The 19904-nt window shown below is 56.6% G+C and carries 15 protein-coding genes; 3 read left to right on the top strand and 12 right to left on the bottom strand.

Annotation, left to right across the window (positions count from 1 at the left end; translation table 11 throughout):
- Positions 1 to 37: 37 nt before the first annotated feature.
- The 3 genes from ACZA91_RS17610 to ACZA91_RS17600 form a co-directional block, all read right to left on the bottom strand.
- Complete coding sequence (locus ACZA91_RS17610) at positions 38 to 1474, bottom strand: SPOR domain-containing protein (protein WP_463183766.1); 1437 nt, start codon at positions 1472 to 1474, stop codon at positions 38 to 40.
- A 155-nt stretch (positions 1475 to 1629) separates the two neighbouring features.
- Complete coding sequence (locus ACZA91_RS17605; protein ID WP_463183764.1) at positions 1630 to 3522, bottom strand: ATP-binding protein; 1893 nt, start codon at positions 3520 to 3522, stop codon at positions 1630 to 1632.
- Positions 3523 to 4178: 656 nt separating this feature from the next.
- Complete coding sequence (locus ACZA91_RS17600; protein ID WP_463183762.1) at positions 4179 to 6125, bottom strand: CHAT domain-containing protein; 1947 nt, start codon at positions 6123 to 6125, stop codon at positions 4179 to 4181.
- Between the two features lie 106 nt (positions 6126 to 6231).
- Between ACZA91_RS17600 and ACZA91_RS17595 the strand changes: the two genes are divergently transcribed.
- Positions 6232 to 7767: a DEAD/DEAH box helicase gene (locus ACZA91_RS17595; RefSeq protein ID WP_463183760.1), complete on the top strand. Its 1536-nt coding sequence runs from the start codon at positions 6232 to 6234 to the stop codon at positions 7765 to 7767.
- A gap of 122 nt (positions 7768 to 7889) precedes the next feature.
- Here ACZA91_RS17595 and ACZA91_RS17590 read toward each other — a convergent pair whose 3' ends face one another.
- The 5 genes from ACZA91_RS17590 to ACZA91_RS17570 all read right to left on the bottom strand — a co-directional run bounded on the left by ACZA91_RS17590 (position 7890) and on the right by ACZA91_RS17570 (position 12880).
- Positions 7890 to 9308: a tetratricopeptide repeat protein gene (locus ACZA91_RS17590; RefSeq protein WP_463183758.1), complete on the bottom strand. Its 1419-nt coding sequence runs from the start codon at positions 9306 to 9308 to the stop codon at positions 7890 to 7892.
- Positions 9309 to 9327: 19 nt separating this feature from the next.
- Positions 9328 to 9786, bottom strand: a complete 459-nt coding sequence (locus ACZA91_RS17585; RefSeq protein ID WP_099534564.1) for a T3SS (YopN, CesT) and YbjN peptide-binding chaperone 1 — start codon at positions 9784 to 9786, stop codon at positions 9328 to 9330.
- Positions 9787 to 9992: 206 nt separating this feature from the next.
- Entirely contained in the window at positions 9993 to 11438 is a 1446-nt protein-coding gene (locus ACZA91_RS17580; protein ID WP_463183756.1) for a protein adenylyltransferase SelO, read from the bottom strand.
- A 432-nt stretch (positions 11439 to 11870) separates the two neighbouring features.
- The gene (locus ACZA91_RS17575) at positions 11871 to 12314 is read right to left on the bottom strand and encodes an RrF2 family transcriptional regulator (protein ID WP_099532115.1); all 444 of its coding nucleotides are present in this window, start codon (positions 12312 to 12314) and stop codon (positions 11871 to 11873) included.
- 317 nt (positions 12315 to 12631) lie between these two features.
- Positions 12632 to 12880 (bottom strand): hypothetical protein, encoded by a 249-nt coding sequence (locus ACZA91_RS17570; protein WP_463183754.1) that lies wholly within the window; start codon positions 12878 to 12880, stop codon positions 12632 to 12634.
- A 39-nt stretch (positions 12881 to 12919) separates the two neighbouring features.
- On the opposite strand from ACZA91_RS17570, the gene ACZA91_RS17565 reads away from it, so the two are divergent.
- Positions 12920 to 13303, top strand: a complete 384-nt coding sequence (locus tag ACZA91_RS17565; RefSeq protein WP_099532113.1) for an AbrB family transcriptional regulator — start codon at positions 12920 to 12922, stop codon at positions 13301 to 13303.
- Positions 13304 to 13619: 316 nt separating this feature from the next.
- Here the strand turns inward: ACZA91_RS17565 and ACZA91_RS17560 are convergent, their stop codons facing one another.
- The 4 genes from ACZA91_RS17560 to ACZA91_RS17545 form a co-directional block, all read right to left on the bottom strand.
- Positions 13620 to 15410 (bottom strand): O-linked N-acetylglucosamine transferase, SPINDLY family protein, encoded by a 1791-nt coding sequence (locus ACZA91_RS17560; protein WP_463183753.1) that lies wholly within the window; start codon positions 15408 to 15410, stop codon positions 13620 to 13622.
- 211 nt (positions 15411 to 15621) lie between these two features.
- Entirely contained in the window at positions 15622 to 17205 is a 1584-nt protein-coding gene (locus ACZA91_RS17555) for an NAD(P)H-quinone oxidoreductase subunit N (protein WP_099532111.1), read from the bottom strand.
- 154 nt (positions 17206 to 17359) lie between these two features.
- Complete coding sequence (locus ACZA91_RS17550) at positions 17360 to 17557, bottom strand: hypothetical protein (protein ID WP_463183751.1); 198 nt, start codon at positions 17555 to 17557, stop codon at positions 17360 to 17362.
- Between the two features lie 11 nt (positions 17558 to 17568).
- Positions 17569 to 18711 carry a PP2C family protein-serine/threonine phosphatase gene (locus ACZA91_RS17545; RefSeq protein WP_099532109.1) on the bottom strand — a complete coding sequence of 381 codons (1143 nt, stop codon included), beginning with the start codon at positions 18709 to 18711 and terminating at the stop codon, positions 17569 to 17571.
- Between the two features lie 719 nt (positions 18712 to 19430).
- Between ACZA91_RS17545 and ACZA91_RS17540 the strand changes: the two genes are divergently transcribed.
- Positions 19431 to 19904: an ATP-binding protein gene (locus tag ACZA91_RS17540; protein WP_099532120.1), complete on the top strand. Its 474-nt coding sequence runs from the start codon at positions 19431 to 19433 to the stop codon at positions 19902 to 19904.

Here is a 19904-nt window from a genome sequence, read left to right as displayed (position 1 = left end):
GCGGAGGTGACCGTCTTAGGGATGCCTTAGGGATGTTCTAGGGATTATTGCCGTCGATGATCCAACCGTTTTGCATCAGCTCGGTGGTTAGGTTGGCCGCCCCAAGACGCGATCGCCACTGTTGGGCCATGGATTGGTCAGCAAAGGGGCCAATGCGCAGACCGCCAGTTTCGTTGGGGAAGACGCTGGAAGCTGGAACCCCCAGTTCACTGAGCCGGTTAATTAGTTGCGCGAGGGGCGATCGCCCGTTGGTCACCACCACAAAATAGGCCGGGTCATTGGTTGCCGTGGAACTGGCGGCGGCCAGGGTGCTGGGGAACTGATTGCTCGATCGAGGCAAAGGCGCAAGGCGGCTGGGGGCTGGCGCAAAAATCGGTTCCGAATCCGGCAGGCTGGCCATGGGTTCCGGTGGTGGCTCGGGCAAACTGCGCGATCGGCTGGTGTTCCCCAAGGGGGGCAACCGGCGGCCCGCCATCGGGAGCGGAGCCGTGTTGCTGGGAGGTTGCCATTGGGGATCACGGCCAGCGGGTTCAAAATTAGCAAAAAGGGCGCTGGGATCCGGTTCATTCTGATTGGGGTCTCGCGTTGGCGACCACCCGGCCGCGCCCGATCGAGCGGGCAGGGGCGATCGAACCGGTTGCACCCGATTGAAGGAATTGACGCTGGCATTAACGGTGGCATCGGATCCAGAAACCGCCGATCCGGAAGCTGCCGAGTCGCTCAATTCGCCAATTTCAGCGGTGATCCCCCGTTGAGCCAGTTCTCGCACCCGGGCAGTGGCATCGATCGATCGCTCAAATAGCCCAGCCCGCACGGCCGTTTGCCCCCGATAGGTGACAAAAGCCGCCGTGGGAGACAGTTGTTTAACCTGCTCGAAAAGCCCCAAACTATCGCCGAGGGCATAGACCACATAACGGCCTTGGCTGGGAACCACCGGCTCAAAGAAGTTGCGATCAGTTGGGTTGGTTGGGGCGATCGCGCTGGAGGTGGTTGGAGGTTCCTGCACCATGGTCACCCCCGAGCCAGCTCCCTCTTCCACCACCCAGCCGGTTTCTTCCGTAGTCGTTGGGTTCGCGATCGGGCTGGGGCGCGGCGCTTCCAACACTTCCACATCAATCGGTGAGCGCGGTGGAGGCGCAGCAGTGGGCCTTTCAACCTCGGGGATCGGCGCGGCCGGCGCACCGGGCAAGGGCGCACCAAAGGGAAGCGTGTCGTTGGCCGAAGCTACGGGGGCGATCGCTCCCAGGCCGCAGCAGGTCAGCGCCATTGCCCCCAACCAACGCCCCCAGCTTTGGCCCATTGGGTTCTGGGGATGTTGACTCGGCTGATTCTGGCCCCGCTGGCGATGTTTCGGAGGATGGGTGGGATGGGGTGCGCTCTTAATATCACCGTGGATATCCATAGAAACTTGAGAAACTTTGACCGCTTCGGGTTCCATATCCATTTCCATATCCATCGCCATCTTGATCTGCATGGAATTGACCGTTGATTAGCCCACGACTAGCCCGCCGGTATCGGCTACGCACCCATCATCATCGCCGCCTATCATCATAGCCACGTGATCACCGCAGCATCACCCATCCAATCCGCGATCCCAGGTGTTCATGGAAGTGGGCAAGTTTTGTGCCCCTAGGTCAGCGGATCCGGTTGAATCGGCAACTCCACCCGAAATTCCGTTCCTTGCCCGATCGCCGTGCTGAATTCAATGAGTCCGCCATGGGACTTCACAATTCTTTCGCTCACGGACAAGCCCAAACCCGTTCCCCGGCCCACCGGCTTAGTGGTGAAAAAGGGATTAAAAAGCTGATCTCGTGCCGATTCAGGAATCCCCATCCCGTTATCCCGCACCAACACCCGCACCCGATCGCCCAAATTAACCAGGGACACAGCCAACATGGGTTGCCAGTTGGGGTCTTGGCGCTGTCGGTCTTGGCGAATTGCCTCCTCGATCGCATCCAGCGCATTGGTCAGTAAATGCAACAAAACCTGATTAATTTGGTCGGGATAGCACAACACTGGCGACACCGCCTCATAGCGCGTTTCGAGATTGACACTTAATCCCGTCTTTTTGGCCATGGAATCGTTGCCCGTCAGCCGATGATTCAGAATCAACAAAGCGTGCTTAATGCTCGACTGCAAATTCAGGGGCTTCATTCCCTCCTCATCCAGACCCGAAAAGGAGCGCAAAGCCAAGACGATCGAGTTAATTCGCAGCACACCATTCTGCATGGAGTCCATCAGCTTCAAAAAGTCGTCTTGGATGAAGGGTAGATCTAATTCCGCCTCCAAGTCCTGTAGGTGCTCCGGGCGATCGGGATAGGTTTCCTGATAGGCTCGCACCACATCAATTAAATCCTTGGTGTAGTTTTTGGCATACAGCAAATTGCCCCGAATAAAACTAACAGGATTGTTGATTTCATGGGCAATGCCAGCCACCAACTGGCCCAAGCCGGACATTTTTTCCGCATGGATGAGCTGGCTTTGGGTGTTGCGCAAATCCAACAACACTTGATTGAGAACTGCGGCTCGATCGCTCGATAAACGCTCCAATTCAGTGAGAGACTCATTGGCCCGTCGCAAATCCCCGATCGCCACCGTTCGCTCCCGATTCACCTGCACATAGCTCAAGCAAAGGCCACTGAAGGGAACCAAATAGGCCACGATTTTCAGAAAATGGGCAATATTAAACCCCGAATCAAACAGGGCCATTGACCCAAACACCATGTGGAGCTGAGTGGCCACCTGGGGAATCATGCTGACCCAAAGAGCCAAAGAAAAATAGCTGGGATATTTTTCATAAAACCGAGGCAATCCCCACAAACCCAAAAGGGCAAACAGCACCAACGGCCCCAAATCCCAAGGACGGGTTACGATCGCATCGGGAAACAAGGTGAGTGGTAGTTTCTGACTGGTTAAGCACAGCCAAATGGTTAAATAGGCGAGCACACCTAACCCTAAGGATGCGAAACCAATTAATGCTGAACTACCCAGCCAAGACCGGCCCACCCATTGCCAGCGATCGGGCAAAAGATGGCTGTTGGTGTTCGTAATCGCAACCAATCCCAGGGTCAAAATAGTGCCAGAAAATAATCGGCAGAGCACCCAAGTGAAAGGAATTAAATCCACCGAGCTATCGACAGAATCAATCAGGCGATCGGCGGCCAGGGTGTGAAACGCATCCATGCAACCGGCATAAAACAACACCAACCCAATCAGCGGGGTGACCAAATCTCGATGCAACGTAAAGTGCAAAAAGGCCAACACCGCCGTTAGGGTAGCGGCTGCAAAGGCGCTCCATTCCAAAATGGTGTGAATGAAACTACCCGCCAGCATGTGGTGCAACCCATCCACCAATTCCGGATCCTGCACAAAGCGAGGATCCGTCATCGCAGGAATGACCGTCGGATCCAAGGGCTGAATCACCGTAGAAAAAGACACCCCTGCCAACTCAAACAGTGACGGCAGAATGGTGATTACCAAAACAGCCCCAACCCAAACTTGAATGGTGCGTGGTTGAATCATGGGGTCGCGATCAAAACTCTCCGGCAAACTTTCCAGCAAACTCTCAAGCTAATTCCCAAGCTAATTCTCCAAATCACTTCTCACGCCAATTCTCAAGCCAGTTCACCAGTCAAGTCCGAAGCCCATTCCTCGGTCAGTCCCTCGGTCAATTTCTTTCTCAGAGGATGTCTGAAAAGTGTTTTGGATGAGTTACCAAGCACCAACAGGGCGCGGAAGATCAACTGTTTCGGCATCACCCCGCACAATGACGACACCCCCTAAGCCCCTGGTTTGCGTCGATCGATGAGGCCGATAAGTCGTAGCTGTGGCTTTTCAGACATCCTCTAAGCGAGTCTTTGAGGTCATTGTCAGGAGCATCCCCAATTCAACCTCTAGGTAAATTTTTGGGCAAATTCCTGGAAAAGAACAGTCTTGATAGCCAGTTTTGACTCCCAAGGGCGTTGGTGGCCCAACGGTTTCCAAGGGAGCTAACTGTCCATAAAGTACCCATCAGGCAAACCAGAAAAAATCCGGGAAGGGCAATCGAAATCATCCAGAAAATTGAAGCATCAATGGTCGCCCTTGAATAGCGATTGCTCGGGAAAGGCAATGATCGCAGGGTTACTCGTGACGGTTCAACGAGCCACATTTTGAAAGGGTTTGATTGATTTTTCGCCCTAAGGGGCCCCAACGGTGATAAAAGCAGACCAGTCCCGAGGATTTGGATGCTGTTTGATGGTTTCCAGCATGGCGCTACGCAGGGCGACAGCGGTATCGGGATTGCGCTGAAGTGCTTGATAAAAGGCAATCATCAGCGTTTTGGTGGGGTTGTCGGGCACTTTCCAGAGGGAAGCCACCACCGTGGGCACGCCGGCCACTAGGAACGATCGCGCCAGACCCATCACCCCATCACCCGTAATGCGACCCCGACCAGTATTACAAGCACTCAACACCACGAGCTGGGCTTGCAAACGCATGGTGGCGATTTCTGCGGCTCGTAACAGACCATCATCCCCTCGGGAGGGAGCCAGGGCCAAGAGGCCCGGAACGGCCGGCTGCACCACGCCTTCTCCCGCTAAGGCGAGGTTGGCATTGTTGCCATTGACCGTTACGTTGCCACCAATGATCACAGAGCCAGGACTGACAATTACGCCGCCCCGGCGAGCTTTGGGGGCGTTGGGATCGCGCGGGCGGCCAAACTCGTTCAAATTGGCATCCAGATCCAAGACCCCGTGGGTGGCAAAATGCAGGATCCGTTGATTGGGCATTTCAGCCACGATCGCGCTTTTGGTGGCCTGATCGGTCAGCAGCGGTTGCACGCCCAACATTTGAGCCACTGCTTGGGCTTCGGTTTCGGCTCCGGGCAAAGGAGCCAGCCGCTCCCGTTGGCCATCCGGGCCGGCGGGTACTTCCGGCATTAAAACCGGGTTACCCACCACCAGGCCGGGCTGGGCCGCAGGCGTTTGCGTTTTACGGCGCTGTTCGGCGATGGCTAACACCTGAAGGGATGGCGTTGTGGCGATCGTCTGGGTTTGCACGAGGTAATCGCCGTTGGGATTCTGGAGAGCCGCAAAGGGAACCAGGTTAGTGGCCCCTTGCACCACAAATACCAAGCGCTGGTTTGGATCGCGGGGCAATTGAGGGGCGATCGGGGCAATCAATAATTGGTAGAGTCGTTTTAGCTCGGTGGTGGCGCTGCCAGCGGTGGGCAGCACAGCGGTCATGGCTCCCCGAGCTGCCAACACCAATTCCGTGAGGGATTTGGCGGACACTTGGGCGAGATCCACCTCCTTGAAGGCGATCGACCCATTGGGTTGCACGGCCCAAATGGCGACGATCGAGTCATCTTCCAATTCATCACCAATAATCTTCGGGGTTTTGCCCAAAACCGCATAGGTGACGAGGGTCGCGTTGAGCTGTTTGGCCAGTTGGCGAATTTGCCCGATCGACAGGGACTCGGCCGTGGGCTGGCGGGCGGCCTGTTGCATCAACACCTCGACCAGGGCCCGGGCCCGACCCCGTTCCGCCCACTCCAAGGCCGCCTCGGTTTTGCCTTGGGCAATCAGCGTTCGCAGCAGTTGGCGATAGGCGTAGCTTTGCTGCTCCAGCAGCGTCACCCGTTGAATATCGTTTAAGTCGCCGCTGGCTCGTTTGGTTTCCCAAGACTGAATCGCCATCAACAGATGCTTTTCGGCGGCCGCATAGTCGCGGGTGCGATATTCCGCAATGGCCAGCCGACTCAGCCAAGTTTCGTTGCCCGGGTTTCCGTTGGCAAAACGCCGCAACAGGGGAATGGCCTCCGCATCCCGCCCCAACAGCATCAGACATTGGGCCAGGGGGCCAACGGCTTCGGGCCGATTCACGCCCCCTTGGTCGATCGCCTGTTGGTACAACCGGGCAGCTTCGGCGTATCGATCTTGGCGATAGAACAATTCATCGGCTTGTTGAATGAGGCGATCGACCTCGGGACTTTGGGCCCGGTGGGGGAGCAGGGGGCGGGACTGGGGCAGTTGATCGTTGGGAATCAAACGCCCGGCCGCCGTCACGGGCCCGCCGAAGCTAACCGATCCCCCCAGGAGCGAGATCGTCACCATTGCTAACCAGTGCCATCGCCAAGCCACCATAGGGCGCTCTCCGTTGATTAACCCAAACCGGGCTACCATTACTGCAATTTCATTTCTGTTCTATCAGATTCATCAGATCGATCAGATCCATCCGCTTGCGCTGCCCATGGCTCGGTTGCCCCGCTTAAGTTTCGATCGCGGCACTCTGATTTTGCATCCACCGCCCAAGGGCCGCAGTTGGATTGAATGGGCCGTTTGGGACGATCGCATCGAAAAGTTTCGGATTCCAGCGCATCAATACCGATCGCTGGTGGAACGCTTGCGGGCCGAGGCGATCGAGTTTCAGGACGAGGCCAAGGAATTTGCCCCCTTGGAACTGCAACCCCGGTTGCAAATGGAACCCTATCCCCACCAGCAAGAGGCCCTGGCGGCCTGGAAACAGGCGGGCCGCCAAGGGGTGGTGGTGTTGCCAACGGCGGCGGGCAAAACCTACTTGGCCCAAATGGCCATGGTGGCTACGCCGCGCAGCACATTGGTGATTGTGCCCACGCTGGACTTGATGCACCAGTGGTATGCCCATTGGTCGGCGGCGTTTCCCGATGTGGCGGTGGGGTTGTTGGGGGGTGGCTCGCGCGATCGAACGCCCCTGTTGGTGGCCACCTACGACAGCGCCGCCATCCATGCCGAAACCCTGGGCAATCAGTATGGCCTGTTGATTTTTGATGAATGTCATCACTTGCCCAGCCAGTTTTATCGGGCGATCGCCGACTGTTCGATCGCCCCATACCGCTTGGGACTGACGGCCACGCCCGATCGGGCGGATGGTCGCCATGTGGATTTGGATGAACTGATTGGGCCCGAGGTCTATCGCAAAGCACCGGAGGACTTGTCGGGCCAAGCCTTGGCCGATCATGAGGTGGTGCAAATTCGGGTGAACTTGGCTGATCGGGAGCGGGCCCGCTACGAGACCTTGATTCAAACCCGGAATCAATTTTTACGATCGCAGAAAATTAGCTTTGGCTCCTTGGATGGGTGGCAGCGGTTTATCCAGGTTTCTGCCCGATCGGCCGAAGGCCGCCGGGCCCTGTTGGCACACCACGAGGCCAAAGCGATCGCCCTCGGCACCGACGGTAAATTGCGCCTATTGGCGGATTTATTGGCTCAACATCACCCCGATCGAGTGTTGATTTTCACCAATGACAACGCCACGGTCTATCGAATTTCCCAGGAATTCTTGATCCCCGCCATCACCCACCAAACGCCGGTTAAGGAGCGCCACGAAATTCTGCAAAAGTTCAAACAGGGGGACTATTGCACGATCGTTGTGGCCAATGTGCTGGATGAAGGGGTGGATGTGCCCGATGCCAAGGTGGCGATTTTCTTGGCGGGCAGCGGTTCCACTCGACAGTTCATTCAACGGTTGGGGCGAATTTTGCGGAAGGGTAGTGAACCGGGCAAACGGGCCATCCTTTACGAGGTGGTGGCGGCGGACACGGTGGAGGAACGCACGAGCGATCGCCGCCGCCCCGCTCCCCAGTCGGCGGCCCCACCCGATCGCGCCAAGGGTCAACTCACCTTGCTGCCCAGTCCATCTTCCGGGCGATCGCCTCTGAAGGCCGCTGAGGCCAAACCGCGCTATGGATCTCGCCAGCCGCCGGAAACGCCTGCGCTCGATCCCGATCCTGAAGAAGCTGAAAACTAACGGAGGGGACTTGCAAAGCACCGATCGTCCTCGGGACAAACAGAGGGTATCTGCAAAGCGCCGATCACCGTCGGGGCAAGGGGCTTAAACCCCTTGTCTGCGTTTCGAGCTTGGTGTGGAATTTAGAGCGCGTTCCGCAATTCCCGCAATTGTTGCAACCCGGCTTGATCCTGCCGATCGCGGTAGATCACTTCCGCCGCCTGGAGATCGGCCCGCGCGGCCACCCGATCGCCCAAGGAACGATGGGCCCTGGCCCGATTCAACAGGGCATTGGCATAGGCGGGCTGTAACCGCAGGGCCTCGGAATAATCCGCGATCGCCCCGAGCCAGTCGCGCATCCCGGCCCGAGCCAACCCCCTGGCGTGGAACGCTTCCGCATAGTCCACATTCACCCGCAGGGCCGCTGAATAGTCCGCGATCGCGGCTTCAAAGTTGCGCCGTTGATGATAAACCATCCCTCGGTTGACGTAGGCATTGGCATAGAGCGGATCGAGTTCGATCGCCCGGTTCAAGTCTGCCAGGGCCTCCCGAATTTGTCCCATTTGGAAATAGCCTAAACCGCGCAAATTATAGGCTTCGGCCACCTGGGGATCCACCGCGATCGCCTGGCCGTAATCAGCCATGGCCCGGTTGCGATCGCCCGCAATATGGCGCAACAGGCCGCGCTTCACCCAGCCGCTGGCCTGTTGGGGCCGCAGGGCCACCACCCGATCCAAATCCGCCGCCGCGCCCAGCCGATCGCCCCGATCAAACCGCAACACACCGCGATTAAACAGGGCTTCCGCCGATTGGGGATTCCGGTCGATCGCCGCGTCAAAATCCGCTAAGGCCGCGGCCCCATCGCCCCGTTGGCGGTGAACCGTTCCCCGGTTAATGTAGGCATTCACGTAGTTGGGATCGAGGGCGATCGCTCGATCGTAATCCGTCAAAGCCGCGGCCCAATTTTGCTGATCGCGATAGGCATTGCCCCGGTTGTAGTGAATAGTTGGGTCATCCTCTTTTTGACTCAGGGCCGCTGAATAGTCCGCGATCGCCCCGGCCAGATCACCCCGGGCCCGCCGCACCACCCCCCGATTCACCAGGGCGTTGGTCAACTGCGGATCCAAACGCAGGGCTTCGGTATAGTCCGCGATCGCCGCTTCCGCCGCCTGCAAGTTCCATTGGGCATTACCCCGGTTGTAATAGAGCCGAGCCAGTTGGGCGGGGGGCAGTTGACCCGCCGGTTGCAGTTCGATCGCCTTGGAAAAATCCGCCACCGCCCCGGCGAAGTCGCGATTACGGAGCCGTTCTTGGGCCCGGTTGGCAAAAAAGTCCGCAGATTCCTGACCGATCGCCCCTTCGGAGTTAGGGGTTTGGGCCATCCAGTGATCGGCGGCCGGAGTCAAGTTGGGTTGTGGCAGCGACGGCGCGATCGCCCTGGCCGTTGTGGCTAAGCACAAACTCGCAACGGAGCCACTGATTAGGATGAGCCTTTTGCGCCATTGCCCTTTACGCCACCGTTCTTTGCGCCATTGTTCTTCGCGCCACTGTTCTTGTCTCATCAATTTGGTCTCTCAAGCCTTAGGTCAAACTGGGCACGCGATCGACCGCCCGTTGACCGCCCCAGCGCGAGACGATCGCATCGTCATATTCATCTGCCAAGGACAAAACCGCCTGCACCGATGCTTCCAATTCCGGGCGATCGCACTCAGAACCCACGATCGCATGGTTTAGGAAAATATCACCATCGGCATCGATTCCAAAAGCCCCAAACAGCAACCGATCATTCTCACGTAACAGATAGTGCATCAGCTCCGGCGACAAATCCACATTGGTCACCACATAGGAGCGCGTGTTCACCACCGCATCATCATCCCCCCAGGGCAACACCTCCACCAACACACAGGCAGAACCGGCGGTGATGTAAGCCGTGGGATGGGGCGCTTCCATATCAATCACCACATCAGACCAAATCCCTTGGAGCCAGGGAAAGATTTTCTCGTAGCAGCTTTTTTGGGCTTCGGTTTTAAATGTCGCCATGCGGATCACCCCAAACCTATGTTGAAAAACAATCTCCTCAGCGGCAGATGATCCGCCAGCGACTCCAGCAACTGTCCTGAATCACCAGGGTGGGAGCTTGCGGAATTGGGCCGGCTCGATCGGGCTGCAATATTGCCGTTTTAACAAAAATCCGGAACCGCCGTCCTGATGTGGCCAATCATTACAGCTTTTGCCGACTTGCGAGCCTACGCGCCGATCGCTTGCAGCAGTTCCGCGAAGGGTTGCCAATCGTCGGCCTGGTCGATCGCCTCCCAAACGCGCTCAATTTCTGGCCGGACGATCGTGATCAACGGGTTGGCTCGCTGGAGTTGGTCGGCCAAGGTAGCCAACTCCTGATCCGATTGTTGTTGCAAAATTCGCCCATAAACTTCACACCATTTTCCCCAATAGGCCAGGGTTTCCCCTTGGGGGTTGCTGTCAGCAGGGCCCACCCAAAAGGGGCGATCGCTGGCATAGTCTTCCGGGCGATCGCGCCAACTGGGGGAAAAATGGCTGCGCAGTTTAGCAAAGAAAGCGTGATAGGGCGTTTGGGAAACGGCTAAAAATTGCACCGTTGCCTCCACCAAATCATCCGCCTCCGCTTCTGCCAAATGCTCAAACCCCAGCCGGGCCGCCATTAACCGGCGATATTCTTGGGCATATTGTTCTGGGAATCGCTCCAGTCCAGCTTCCAGATCCGCCACCGGCATCACCATCCCCAACGGCCGCTGCAACAGCTCTAAATTCAGGCGACAAATGGTGGGCTGATTGCCATAGGCATAGCGGCCGTAATAGTCAAAATAGGCCGCCGTAAATCGCAAATCGTAAGTGGGAATGAAAGCATAGGGGCCATAGTCAAAACTCTGGCCCGTGATCAGCATATTGTCCGTGTTCAAAACCGCATGGCAGAACCCCGCCACCATCCATTGGGCACAAAGCCGCGCCACCCGCTCCACCAATTCGGCATAGAGCTTGGCTTTCCAATCCCGATCGCCCACCCAATGGCCATAGTAGGTTTCCAGCACATGGGCCAACAGGCGATCGATTAAATCAGGCCGCTTCAGATAGTGCAGTCGCTCAAATGTGCCAAATCGAATGTGGCTTGCTCCCATCCGCACAATCACGGACGATCGCGTGGGTGAGGGTTCATCACCTCGCCACAGCTTTTCGCCCGTTTCAATCAGTGACAAGGTGCGTGATGTGTTGACCCCCAACCGATCGAGCATCTCCGTTGCCAACACTTCCCGCACGCCACCCTTGAGGGTTAAGCGCCCATCGCCGTTTCGGGAATAGGGGGTTTGGCCAGATCCTTTCGTAGCCAAATCATAAAGAACGCCGTCTTGGCCTCGCACTTGGCCATATAAAAAACCCCGTCCATCGCCCAATCGTGGGTTATATTCCCCAAACTGATAGCCGTGGTAACGCATGGCCAGCAGCGGTTCCCGCCCGACAAATTGCCCAAAGGCCGCCACAAAATCATCATCACGAACCGCCGCAGGATCTAGCCCCAGCTTCGGCAGCAGGTGATCGTTCCGAAAGCGCAGTTGATGTATCGGAAATTCAGCAGCCGCCACCGGGTCAAAATAATCGTCCCCCAGTGACTGAAAAGCGGGTTCATAATCCAAACGCAGAAATGGATTGGTGGGGGTCATGGTTACCAATGGGAATCGGTTGGGAATAATTTAGAAAACTAATTTAAGAAGTTAAATCGTAACTGTTTGGATCGATCTGGTGGATGATTCACACATTTGCGGTATTCTGGGGTGCGATTATTTGCGGAGTAGCCGCGCGAAGCCTGTTCGCAAGGCACGGTTTTGGGTGCTCACTGCGGGACGGTTGACAACTCAAACAACCGCTGCGATTTTCCCAAAGCAGGGCAGGATTCACGAAAGAATCTTGCCATCTGGGGCCCCCAATTGCGGTGAGTTCAGGCCCAGCGCGATCGCCCATCTGGGTCAAGGCAACGGCCCGCAAAAGATCCTTCGATCGGGGACTAAGGGCGATCACCACGCTGTTGAATTCTACAGTGGGAATGGGCTGGGATCGATCGAGCCGGCCAAGGGGTCTGGCAACCTTGAATCTTCCTAAATAATGAAATTACTGTCTTGGCCTTTAGCCGCCTGCCAACTGCGGGCATCAAAGTAAAGATCCTCTAGGGAAATTCGATCGAGCGCGTCACCAATTTTCTGAGCCAGCCGCTTCCAGAGCGATCGCATTACCCAATCTTCTGCCAAATCTGCACCCATCTCTTGCCCCAGCGCAGCGGTGAATGATTCGCCCACCGCCCGCAGAATTTCTCCCAAAAAAATTTCCTTAGGGTCGCGGGCCAGTTGATAGCCACCTCGAGTGCCCCGCAGCGACTCCACCAGCCCCGCCCGCCGCAGCTCAATGAGCAATTTTTCCAGATAGGGCATTGGAATATTTTGGCGCTGGGCAATGGCGCGGACAGGACAAGGGCCAAGACCGCGTTGCAAGGCGAGATCCAGCATCGCCTTGATGCTGTAGCGTCCGCGAGCGGTTAGCTTCATGGCTGGAACCATGACTCCCGATCGCACCGTTTTGCTCCCAGAACCGGTGCTAAATCGCCCCCAGTGCGCCGTTCTTGTGCCGCGAAGATTATCAAGATCATTCCTCAAGTTTGCTGCCGACCACGGTGCTTCGATGGCGCAAGAACGCCAGCATCGCCATCTGATCTTGCAAAATTCTGATGGTTAATCCCTCCTCAGACGAGAATAGGGATGTTTGGAGATCCTGTCAGCAGATCCACTGAATCAGACAATCATTGATTTTTTGAAAAAACCACTAGCGATTTAACACAAATCGTGTACCATGATGGAGCCTGATGCTAGCATGAAATTACCTTCTTGAAGTTTAAAAACACCGCTCGGCTTGGTTGGTGGAACTCATCTCCCCAATCTTCCGATTCAAGCAACTTGTCCCAGGGAATCTTTTGGGAATCGCTGGGATGTTCAAAGGCGTTTGCTGGCAAGAAGGAAGCTGCGGGTCGGAACAATTCCGATTTGCAGCCATTGCCGCGATCATCTTCGCCTTTCGCCTGAGATCCGGCAAACGCTGTATCAGTGAATTCATTCATTACTCTCTAGATTGACCAGCCTGTTGGATTAAAACAGCAATGAGCAAGCGCAAAAAGACCGACCCGCAACCCCTGACCGGTGCCCAACTACTGGAAAAGGTCAAGGAACTGGAAAACGCCAGCAAGGAAGAAAAGGCGCGGGCCTGTGGTTACTACACCACGACCAAGGATGGCGTTGATCGCGTCAACATGATGAAGTTCTATAACGCGTTGATTGACGCGGAAGGGATTGAACTCGATAACAAAGCAAAGCCCAATGGTCGGGGTGGCCGCAGTGCAAGTTATCGGATTACGGTGCAGTCGAATGGCAATTTGTTGATTGGCTCGGCTTACACCAAGCAAATGGATCTGAAGCCGGGTGATGAGTTTGAAATTACCCTGGGCCGTAAGCATATTCACCTGAAACAGGTGGAAGGCAACTAAGCTCGAATCTGGTGGTTTCGGCTCATCGTGATCGTGACGATTTCCATTGAGCATTGCGTGATCATGCAGTGCGCACGATCTGATTGCATGGTCAATGGGTGACCAATCAGTGATCAATCGGTAATCAGGAATGCTGACTGACAAGGGGCCAAGGCCCCTTGTTTTGTTTTGTGGGTGTTTGGCTGTGGAGCGATCGGGTTTTGGAGCTGGTGGCTGGTGACGGATTGGCTCTTTCGTCTCTCACATCGCTTGAACCAGACGTGCGGCTCTGTGCCCACTGGTCAATTCTCTGGCGGATTCTATGGCGTGGAAATCGCTAGGTTCCAGCTTGGGCGATCGGGCAGGGGGTGCATTCCTGTTGGCGACGCTGCACGGCGGATTCATAGAAGGTTTCCAGGGCCCGCACACCGTGAATTTGGTTAAATATGCGGGCCGATCGCTGGGCGATTTCTAAGCGAAGATTTTGCCGCCAAGCCCGATCGCACCCTAACCCGATCGCTAAATCACAATAGTCTTCGGGGGTTTGGGCAATGGTTTCCGTCAGCCCCAATTCCGTGAGGATGGCGGCGGCATGGCGACCGCGCATCAAGGCTCCGGGGAGGGTGACGACGGGGAGACCAGCGGCGATCGCCTCCAGGGTGCTGTTGCAACCAGACCAGTCGATCGAGTCGAGGAACACATCGGCCAGTTGGTTCAGTTGCCAAAATTGCGTTTGGGATTGGGGCGGCAGGATTGTGCAGTGGTCGGCAAAAGCGAGGCCGGCGGCCGCAAAGGCGGCCGCGAGGCGCTGGGCAAAGGGCGGGGCCGCTTCTGGAAAAGGGCTGGCCAGGAAAACGAGGCGCGCTCGGGGAACCGCTTGGGCAATTTCCACCCAGAGCCGATCGGCTTGAGGCAAATACTTATATAACGATTGGCAACAGAGATAAACCACTTCGTCGTCAGCCAGGCCCAATTGGGCCCGATCGAGCTGAGGCTGGGGGGCGATTGGGGGGCGATCGTAGGCAATGCCCAATCCCGGTAAACAGATCAGGGTTTCGCTGTAGTGGGTTTCGGCTTGGGGCGGTTCCATCCGATCGCTTGAGAGGTAATAGTCCACCGTGGGCAGACCGGTGGTGACCGGATGGCCCCAGGTGGCGCATTGGACAGGTGCAAACCGCCAACCCCCAATCAGATACATCACCGAATCCATACCCACATCTAGCATCACCGCCACATCGAGCTGATCTTGCCAGGCGGCCCGACAAAAGGCGGCATAGCGCTGGGGATTGAAGTCGTTGCCCGTTTCCCAAAAGGCAAATCGATCGCTCAGGCGGCGGGCTTCGTCTGTGGTGGCATCCCAGCGATTACCGGCATAGTAGCTATAGATTTCCAGTCGATCGCGATCGGCATGGCGCAACCAACCCAGGTGGGTTTTCATCACAGAATGGTGATAAAAATGGCTGCTGAAATAGCCAATCCGCAATCGATCGCCCGAGGATCGCTCACGGGGCCGGCGGGGTTGCAAGGGGGCTAAATCAGGAAAAACCGTGGCTAAGGTTTGGCACACCCAAGCGCCATATTGTGCTTGCAAGGCCCGATCGTCCTGGCCCTGGTAGTTCAAATAGAACGGAACCCGCAGGGCGATCGCCTGGAGCGCTAACTGCATCAGGGCCGGGTGCGATCGCGTGAGGCTGATCAGCCGATCCAATCCTTGGGCATAGTTCGATCTCGCCTGCCAGAGGGCGGCCTCGGTTTCATAAATCGATGGCAGCTTTAACCACCCATCAAAGGCCGCCAGGGCCCCCGCATACCAAGTTTCTCGTTGGGGTTCCAGGGCCAAGGCTTTGCACCAGGCCTCGATCGCCCCGGCCACCTGGCCCGACTGCCGCAACAGTTCTCCCAAGGCCGCGTAGGGTTCGGCGGCCATCGGATTGGTCAAAATTTGCGATCGCCAATGGGCCCGATCGACCCCCATGGATCCCGGAGCAGCCGACGGATCAAAATTGGACGGTGGGGATGGGGTGGGCGAATCCATAACCATCAACGGGAACCAAAGGGGCGATCGCTGCAAAACAACCATGCCCCGATCGAGCGGCGGGCGCAATAGGCGTTCTGGGTCATGGCCCAAGATTTCAGCCCAATCAGCCTCAACCCAATACCGAAGAAATTGCCCAAATCATCACCCAGAAAACACATCACCCAGAAAACACCCAAAAATCATCAAAACATCGTCAAAAAAACCGCCAGATGTCTAGCATCCGGCGGCTTGTCGTTTGAAGTGCCATTAATCGGGAGAACCCATATCCCGATTTTGGTTTCTCAATCTTGTCCAGGCTGGTCTAGGGTTCAAGGGTCGGAGCCAAGGACACTGCCCGATCGACCACCGGAGCCTTAGCCGTTGCCGCCGGTAACTTCAGCGAAGCTTGCAGCATCGGCGATTGGGTCACGGCATCATTGGCGATCGCAAACAGCGGATTCGACAAAATCCCCGCCAACGATGTGGCAATTACCGACAACACCAAGCCCACTTGCAAAGGACGCATCCCCGGAAGTTTCCAGCTAATGGCCGGGTAGTTCTTCACCGAATCGGACATTTCGTGCGGTTCCTTCACCACCATCATCTTCACCACACGAATGTAGTAGTAGATGGAAACCACGCTGGTGACCAAGCCCAACAGCACCAGGGTATACAGACCCGCTTGCCAGCCCACCCAGAACAGGTAGATCTTGCCGAAGAAGCCAGCCAGGGGCGGAATGCCACCCAGGGACAGCAGCGACACACTCAGCCCCAAGGTCAACAGGGGATCTTTTTGGTAAAGCCCCGAGTATTCGCTGATCTCATCCGTGCCCGTGCGCAGGGAGAACAGAATCACGCAGGCGAAACCGCCCAGGTTCATGAACAAATAAACCAACAGGTAAAACACCATGCTGGCGTAGCCGTCGGCCGTGTTGGCCAACAGCCCGATCGTCACGAAGCCGGCCTGCCCGATCGAGGAATAAGCCAGCATCCGCTTCATGCTGGTTTGAGCCAGGGCCACCACGTTCCCCAGCACCATACTCAGAATAGCCAGGGCCGTGAACACAAAGTGCCATTGTTCCGACACCAGCGGGAACGCCGTCACCAACAGGCGAATGGCCAGGGCGAACCCAGCCGCCTTGGAACCCACGGACAAAAAGGCCACCACCGGAGTGGGCGAGCCTTCGTACACGTCGGGAGTCCATTGGTGGAAGGGCACAGCCGAAATCTTGAAGGCAATCCCCGCGATCGCGAAGACCAGCGCCACCACAATCCCAATTTGGGGCGTGGTGGGATTGCTGGCAATTCCGGCAGCGATTTCGCCCAAGCGGGTGTGGCCGCCCGATAGGCCATAGAGCAACGAAGCGCCGTAGAGGAAGATGGCAGAGCTAGAAGCCCCAATCAGCAAATATTTGAGAGCCGCTTCGTTGGAGCGCGGATCCCGCTTCATGTATCCCGTCAACAAGTAGGACGCAATACTGAGGGTTTCCAACGCCACAAAAATCATCACCAACTCGTCAGCGCCCGACAGGAACATCCCGCCAACCGTTGCCGTGAGCAAAATGACGATGAATTCGCCCAGGGCCGTGCCGGTGGATTCCACATAGGCGATCGACATCAAGATTGTGATTGCCGACGACAGGGCGACGATTCCCCGGAAAACACTGCCCAGGGTGTCGTTGCTGAAGCCGCCCAGGAAGGAAACCGGGTCTTCCGGGTTCCACTGGAGCCACAGGGCCACCACGGATCCCAACAGACCGGCCACGGCCACATAAGGAGTCCAGCGCGATGCGGCCCGCCCGGACACGAGATCGATTAACAAGACTGCCAGGAGGGTCAAAATGACAATACCTTCTGGCAGGATTGCCCAAGCGTTGAGCTGTGAGGCAACGGTTGAGAAGTCCATAGGGAATTAAATCCGTTGAGCGCTTGAAACAATTGCCATTTCTAGGTTGCAGGGAAATGCGGCCTGCGTTCGGTTAACCATTTTAGGGGTTGGCGTGTGGATCGCTACGCGATCGCGCTGGATAGGCGATAACAATCCCCAAATGCCCCGATAACTAGCCAGTAATCGATCGCCCTTGGAGCATCACCCGATCGCCACCCGATCGCCCGGTTCGTGCATCTGAAAAACGGCCTTGGGTAGCCCCAAATGGCTTCAAGGGCGGCTGAAATTGCCTCAAGTGGCCAAGGCCGCTCCGCAAGCTCCCCGCCATATCTCCACAAAAATCCCCAAAACTGCTCCCTACCTTCAGCATCTTCCCAGTCTTTAAGCAAATTGCAGCCGTAACAAGGAGAGGTCATCCTCAAAATAGCTGCGGCCACTGTTAAAGTCCTGCACCCGATTCACGATTTGCTCCACGGCCCCCCGCTCAGGAACCGCCCAACATTCCCGCAACACTTCCACGAAGGGATCCAGCCCCCAAACAGTACCATCGGGCATTCCCAGTTCGTAAATGCCATCGCTGAAGATGTAGAGCGTGCTGCCGGGGGGAACTTCGCAAAAGGCCTCGCTATATTTCGCTTCCGCAAACATGCCAACGGGCAGCCCCACCGTTCGGAGGCGTTGGGCCGTTGGTAACGATTCTTTGCTGGGCGAGAGCAAAATTCCGGGCGGATGGCCAGCGCTGGCATAGGCCAAGCTCCGGGTGCGGCGGCTGTAGACCCCATACCAAGCGGTGAAGTATTTGTCGTTGCGATCGTTCATTTGAAACGCGCCATTCAGGGCCCGCAACACCTCGCTGGGGCTGCCATAGTCTTGGATCGGGAGCGATCGGGAGCGCAGCAAATTCAACACCGACAACGAGGGCAGCGCCGCCTTCAGGCCATGGCCCGCCGCATCCACCAGATAAACCACGAGTCGATCGTCATCGAGCCAATAGAAATCGAAACAGTCACCCCCCAAGCGGCTGGATGGTTCAAATTTGGCCGAAATACCCACCGCGCCGTCCATGGGTGCGGGTAGCAGGGTTTTGACGTAATCGGCCGCTTCGGCCATTTCCTCTTCTAACAGCCGCTTTTGTTCCTTCAAGTCCTGATTCAGTTGATGTAGCCGCAAGCCCGCTCGCACCCGGGCCTTCAGTTCGTTCATCTCGATCGGCTTGGACAGGAAGTCATCGGCTCCGGCATCCAACCCCCTGACCCGATCATCCACGGAGCCAAGGGAGGTCAACAAAATGAAGAACGTGGAGGATAAATTGGCCTCCAGCTTGACCCGCCGACAAACCTCAATGCCGTCCATCTTCGGCATCATCCAATCGCAAATGATCAGAGCGGGCTGCTGACTACAGGCCAACTCCAAACCAGCAACACCATCTTCTGCAACCAACACCTCATAGCCCTGTTTGGTCAGGGTGCGCTCTAGCAGGCGGCGGATGGTGGGATCGTCATCGATAATCAGCAGACGGAACATAGGTCAAGGCAGTGGTGGCAAGATGGAACAAGAGGAGCAACCCAAGTGTTGGTCAATTCAGGCGTGATGTCTGAGGCATGATGTCTTAAGCGTAATGTCGGCGTAAGATGCAGCCGTTGCACTGAAATGAACCGAGTGAATGAAAGAAGCCAGATGAAATGCACCGGATGAAATACGCCGTATCGCGTAAACAAATCAAATGGGGCAAATGGGGTCAATCGAATGGGGTCAATCAAATGACATCAGGCGAACCAAATTGAGCCGATGACAACGGGATCGCGCCGAGTCCGATCGGCCCTTGATGTAGATGAGCACCGAGCATGGACACCCGGGATGAGCGTCGATGGGGATTGCCGCCATTCCAGTTGAATAGTCCGGAAGGGTTGAGCCATCCTCCGAAGCAAGTTAGCCTGGGGAGTAATGCGTGATCCTTCACGAATTGTCCCTGGGATTGGCGGCTGAGGGTTGAGTTGGCTGGGCCTGGGCCACAACGTGCAACGGGTTGCGATCGCGCCCCGAAACGGACGAGTCTCGGTCACGGGAATTCCGCCCTGGCTGGAGTAGAAATCGTGAGCTATCAGTGGAGTACCTGGAATGGTACGGACTACGGCTGATTTTGGCACAATGCCTGGGATGGCGTGGCTAAAATTCAGGGTTGAGACTGAAGGCTTGAGAAATTCCGAACGCTTTGCTTGAACGCGCCGCAGAGGTTGGATGCTTTGAATCCCAGCGTAAACCAAACGATTCGACTTCGCATTGCTAGCGATTTGGCGGTGCTCGATCGCGTTTTGAACTGGTTTGACACGCTCGATCGCCCCCATGTGCCTCGTACTGTGTGGCTCCAATGCCTCTCGGTGCTGGCGGAGGTTTTCACGAATGCGGTGCGCCATGCCCATCGCCAACACCCTTGCGACACCCCGATCGAGCTGGAGGCAGAACTCACGGCCACGGCCTTGACCTTGCGCCTTTGGGATCATGGGGAACCGTTTGACTTGCGACAGGCGGTGTTGGAGCGGGGGCAGACTCCCGAACCCCCGGAAACTCTTGATATTGAACAGCTCAGCGGTGGCGGACGGGGCTTAACCATTCTGAATCGGGTGGCCGATCGCCTGAGCTATGATCCCCAGCCGGATGGTCGCAACTTGTTGGAATTTGTGAAATATTTTGAACCGGTGCTCCCGATCGCGGATTGA

This window comes from Limnothrix sp. CMB-01 (genome assembly GCF_055193175.1).
Note: the sequence above shows the minus strand (reverse complement) of the source record. Positions and strands in the feature narration are given on the sequence as shown.

Bases quoted from the DNA above. Each gene is read 5' to 3' on its own strand.
- ACZA91_RS17600 (WP_463183762.1), bottom strand. From the start codon at position 6,125: ATGGTGGCTTGGCGATGGCACTGGTTAGCAATGGTGACGATCTCGCTC.
- ACZA91_RS17565 (WP_099532113.1), top strand. From the start codon at position 12,920: ATGAGCAAGCGCAAAAAGACCGACCCGCAACCCCTGACCGGTGCCCAA.
- ACZA91_RS17610 (WP_463183766.1), bottom strand. From the start codon at position 1,474: ATGCAGATCAAGATGGCGATGGATATGGAAATGGATATGGAACCCGAA.
- ACZA91_RS17605 (WP_463183764.1), bottom strand. From the start codon at position 3,522: ATGATTCAACCACGCACCATTCAAGTTTGGGTTGGGGCTGTTTTGGTA.
- ACZA91_RS17555 (WP_099532111.1), bottom strand. From the start codon at position 17,205: ATGGACTTCTCAACCGTTGCCTCACAGCTCAACGCTTGGGCAATCCTG.
- ACZA91_RS17580 (WP_463183756.1), bottom strand. From the start codon at position 11,438: ATGACCCCCACCAATCCATTTCTGCGTTTGGATTATGAACCCGCTTTT.
- ACZA91_RS17590 (WP_463183758.1), bottom strand. From the start codon at position 9,308: ATGAGACAAGAACAGTGGCGCGAAGAACAATGGCGCAAAGAACGGTGG.
- ACZA91_RS17585 (WP_099534564.1), bottom strand. From the start codon at position 9,786: ATGGCGACATTTAAAACCGAAGCCCAAAAAAGCTGCTACGAGAAAATC.
- ACZA91_RS17550 (WP_463183751.1), bottom strand. From the start codon at position 17,557: ATGCTGAAGGTAGGGAGCAGTTTTGGGGATTTTTGTGGAGATATGGCG.
- ACZA91_RS17545 (WP_099532109.1), bottom strand. From the start codon at position 18,711: ATGTTCCGTCTGCTGATTATCGATGACGATCCCACCATCCGCCGCCTG.
- ACZA91_RS17575 (WP_099532115.1), bottom strand. From the start codon at position 12,314: ATGAAGCTAACCGCTCGCGGACGCTACAGCATCAAGGCGATGCTGGAT.
- ACZA91_RS17570 (WP_463183754.1), bottom strand. From the start codon at position 12,880: ATGAATGAATTCACTGATACAGCGTTTGCCGGATCTCAGGCGAAAGGC.
- ACZA91_RS17595 (WP_463183760.1), top strand. From the start codon at position 6,232: ATGGCTCGGTTGCCCCGCTTAAGTTTCGATCGCGGCACTCTGATTTTG.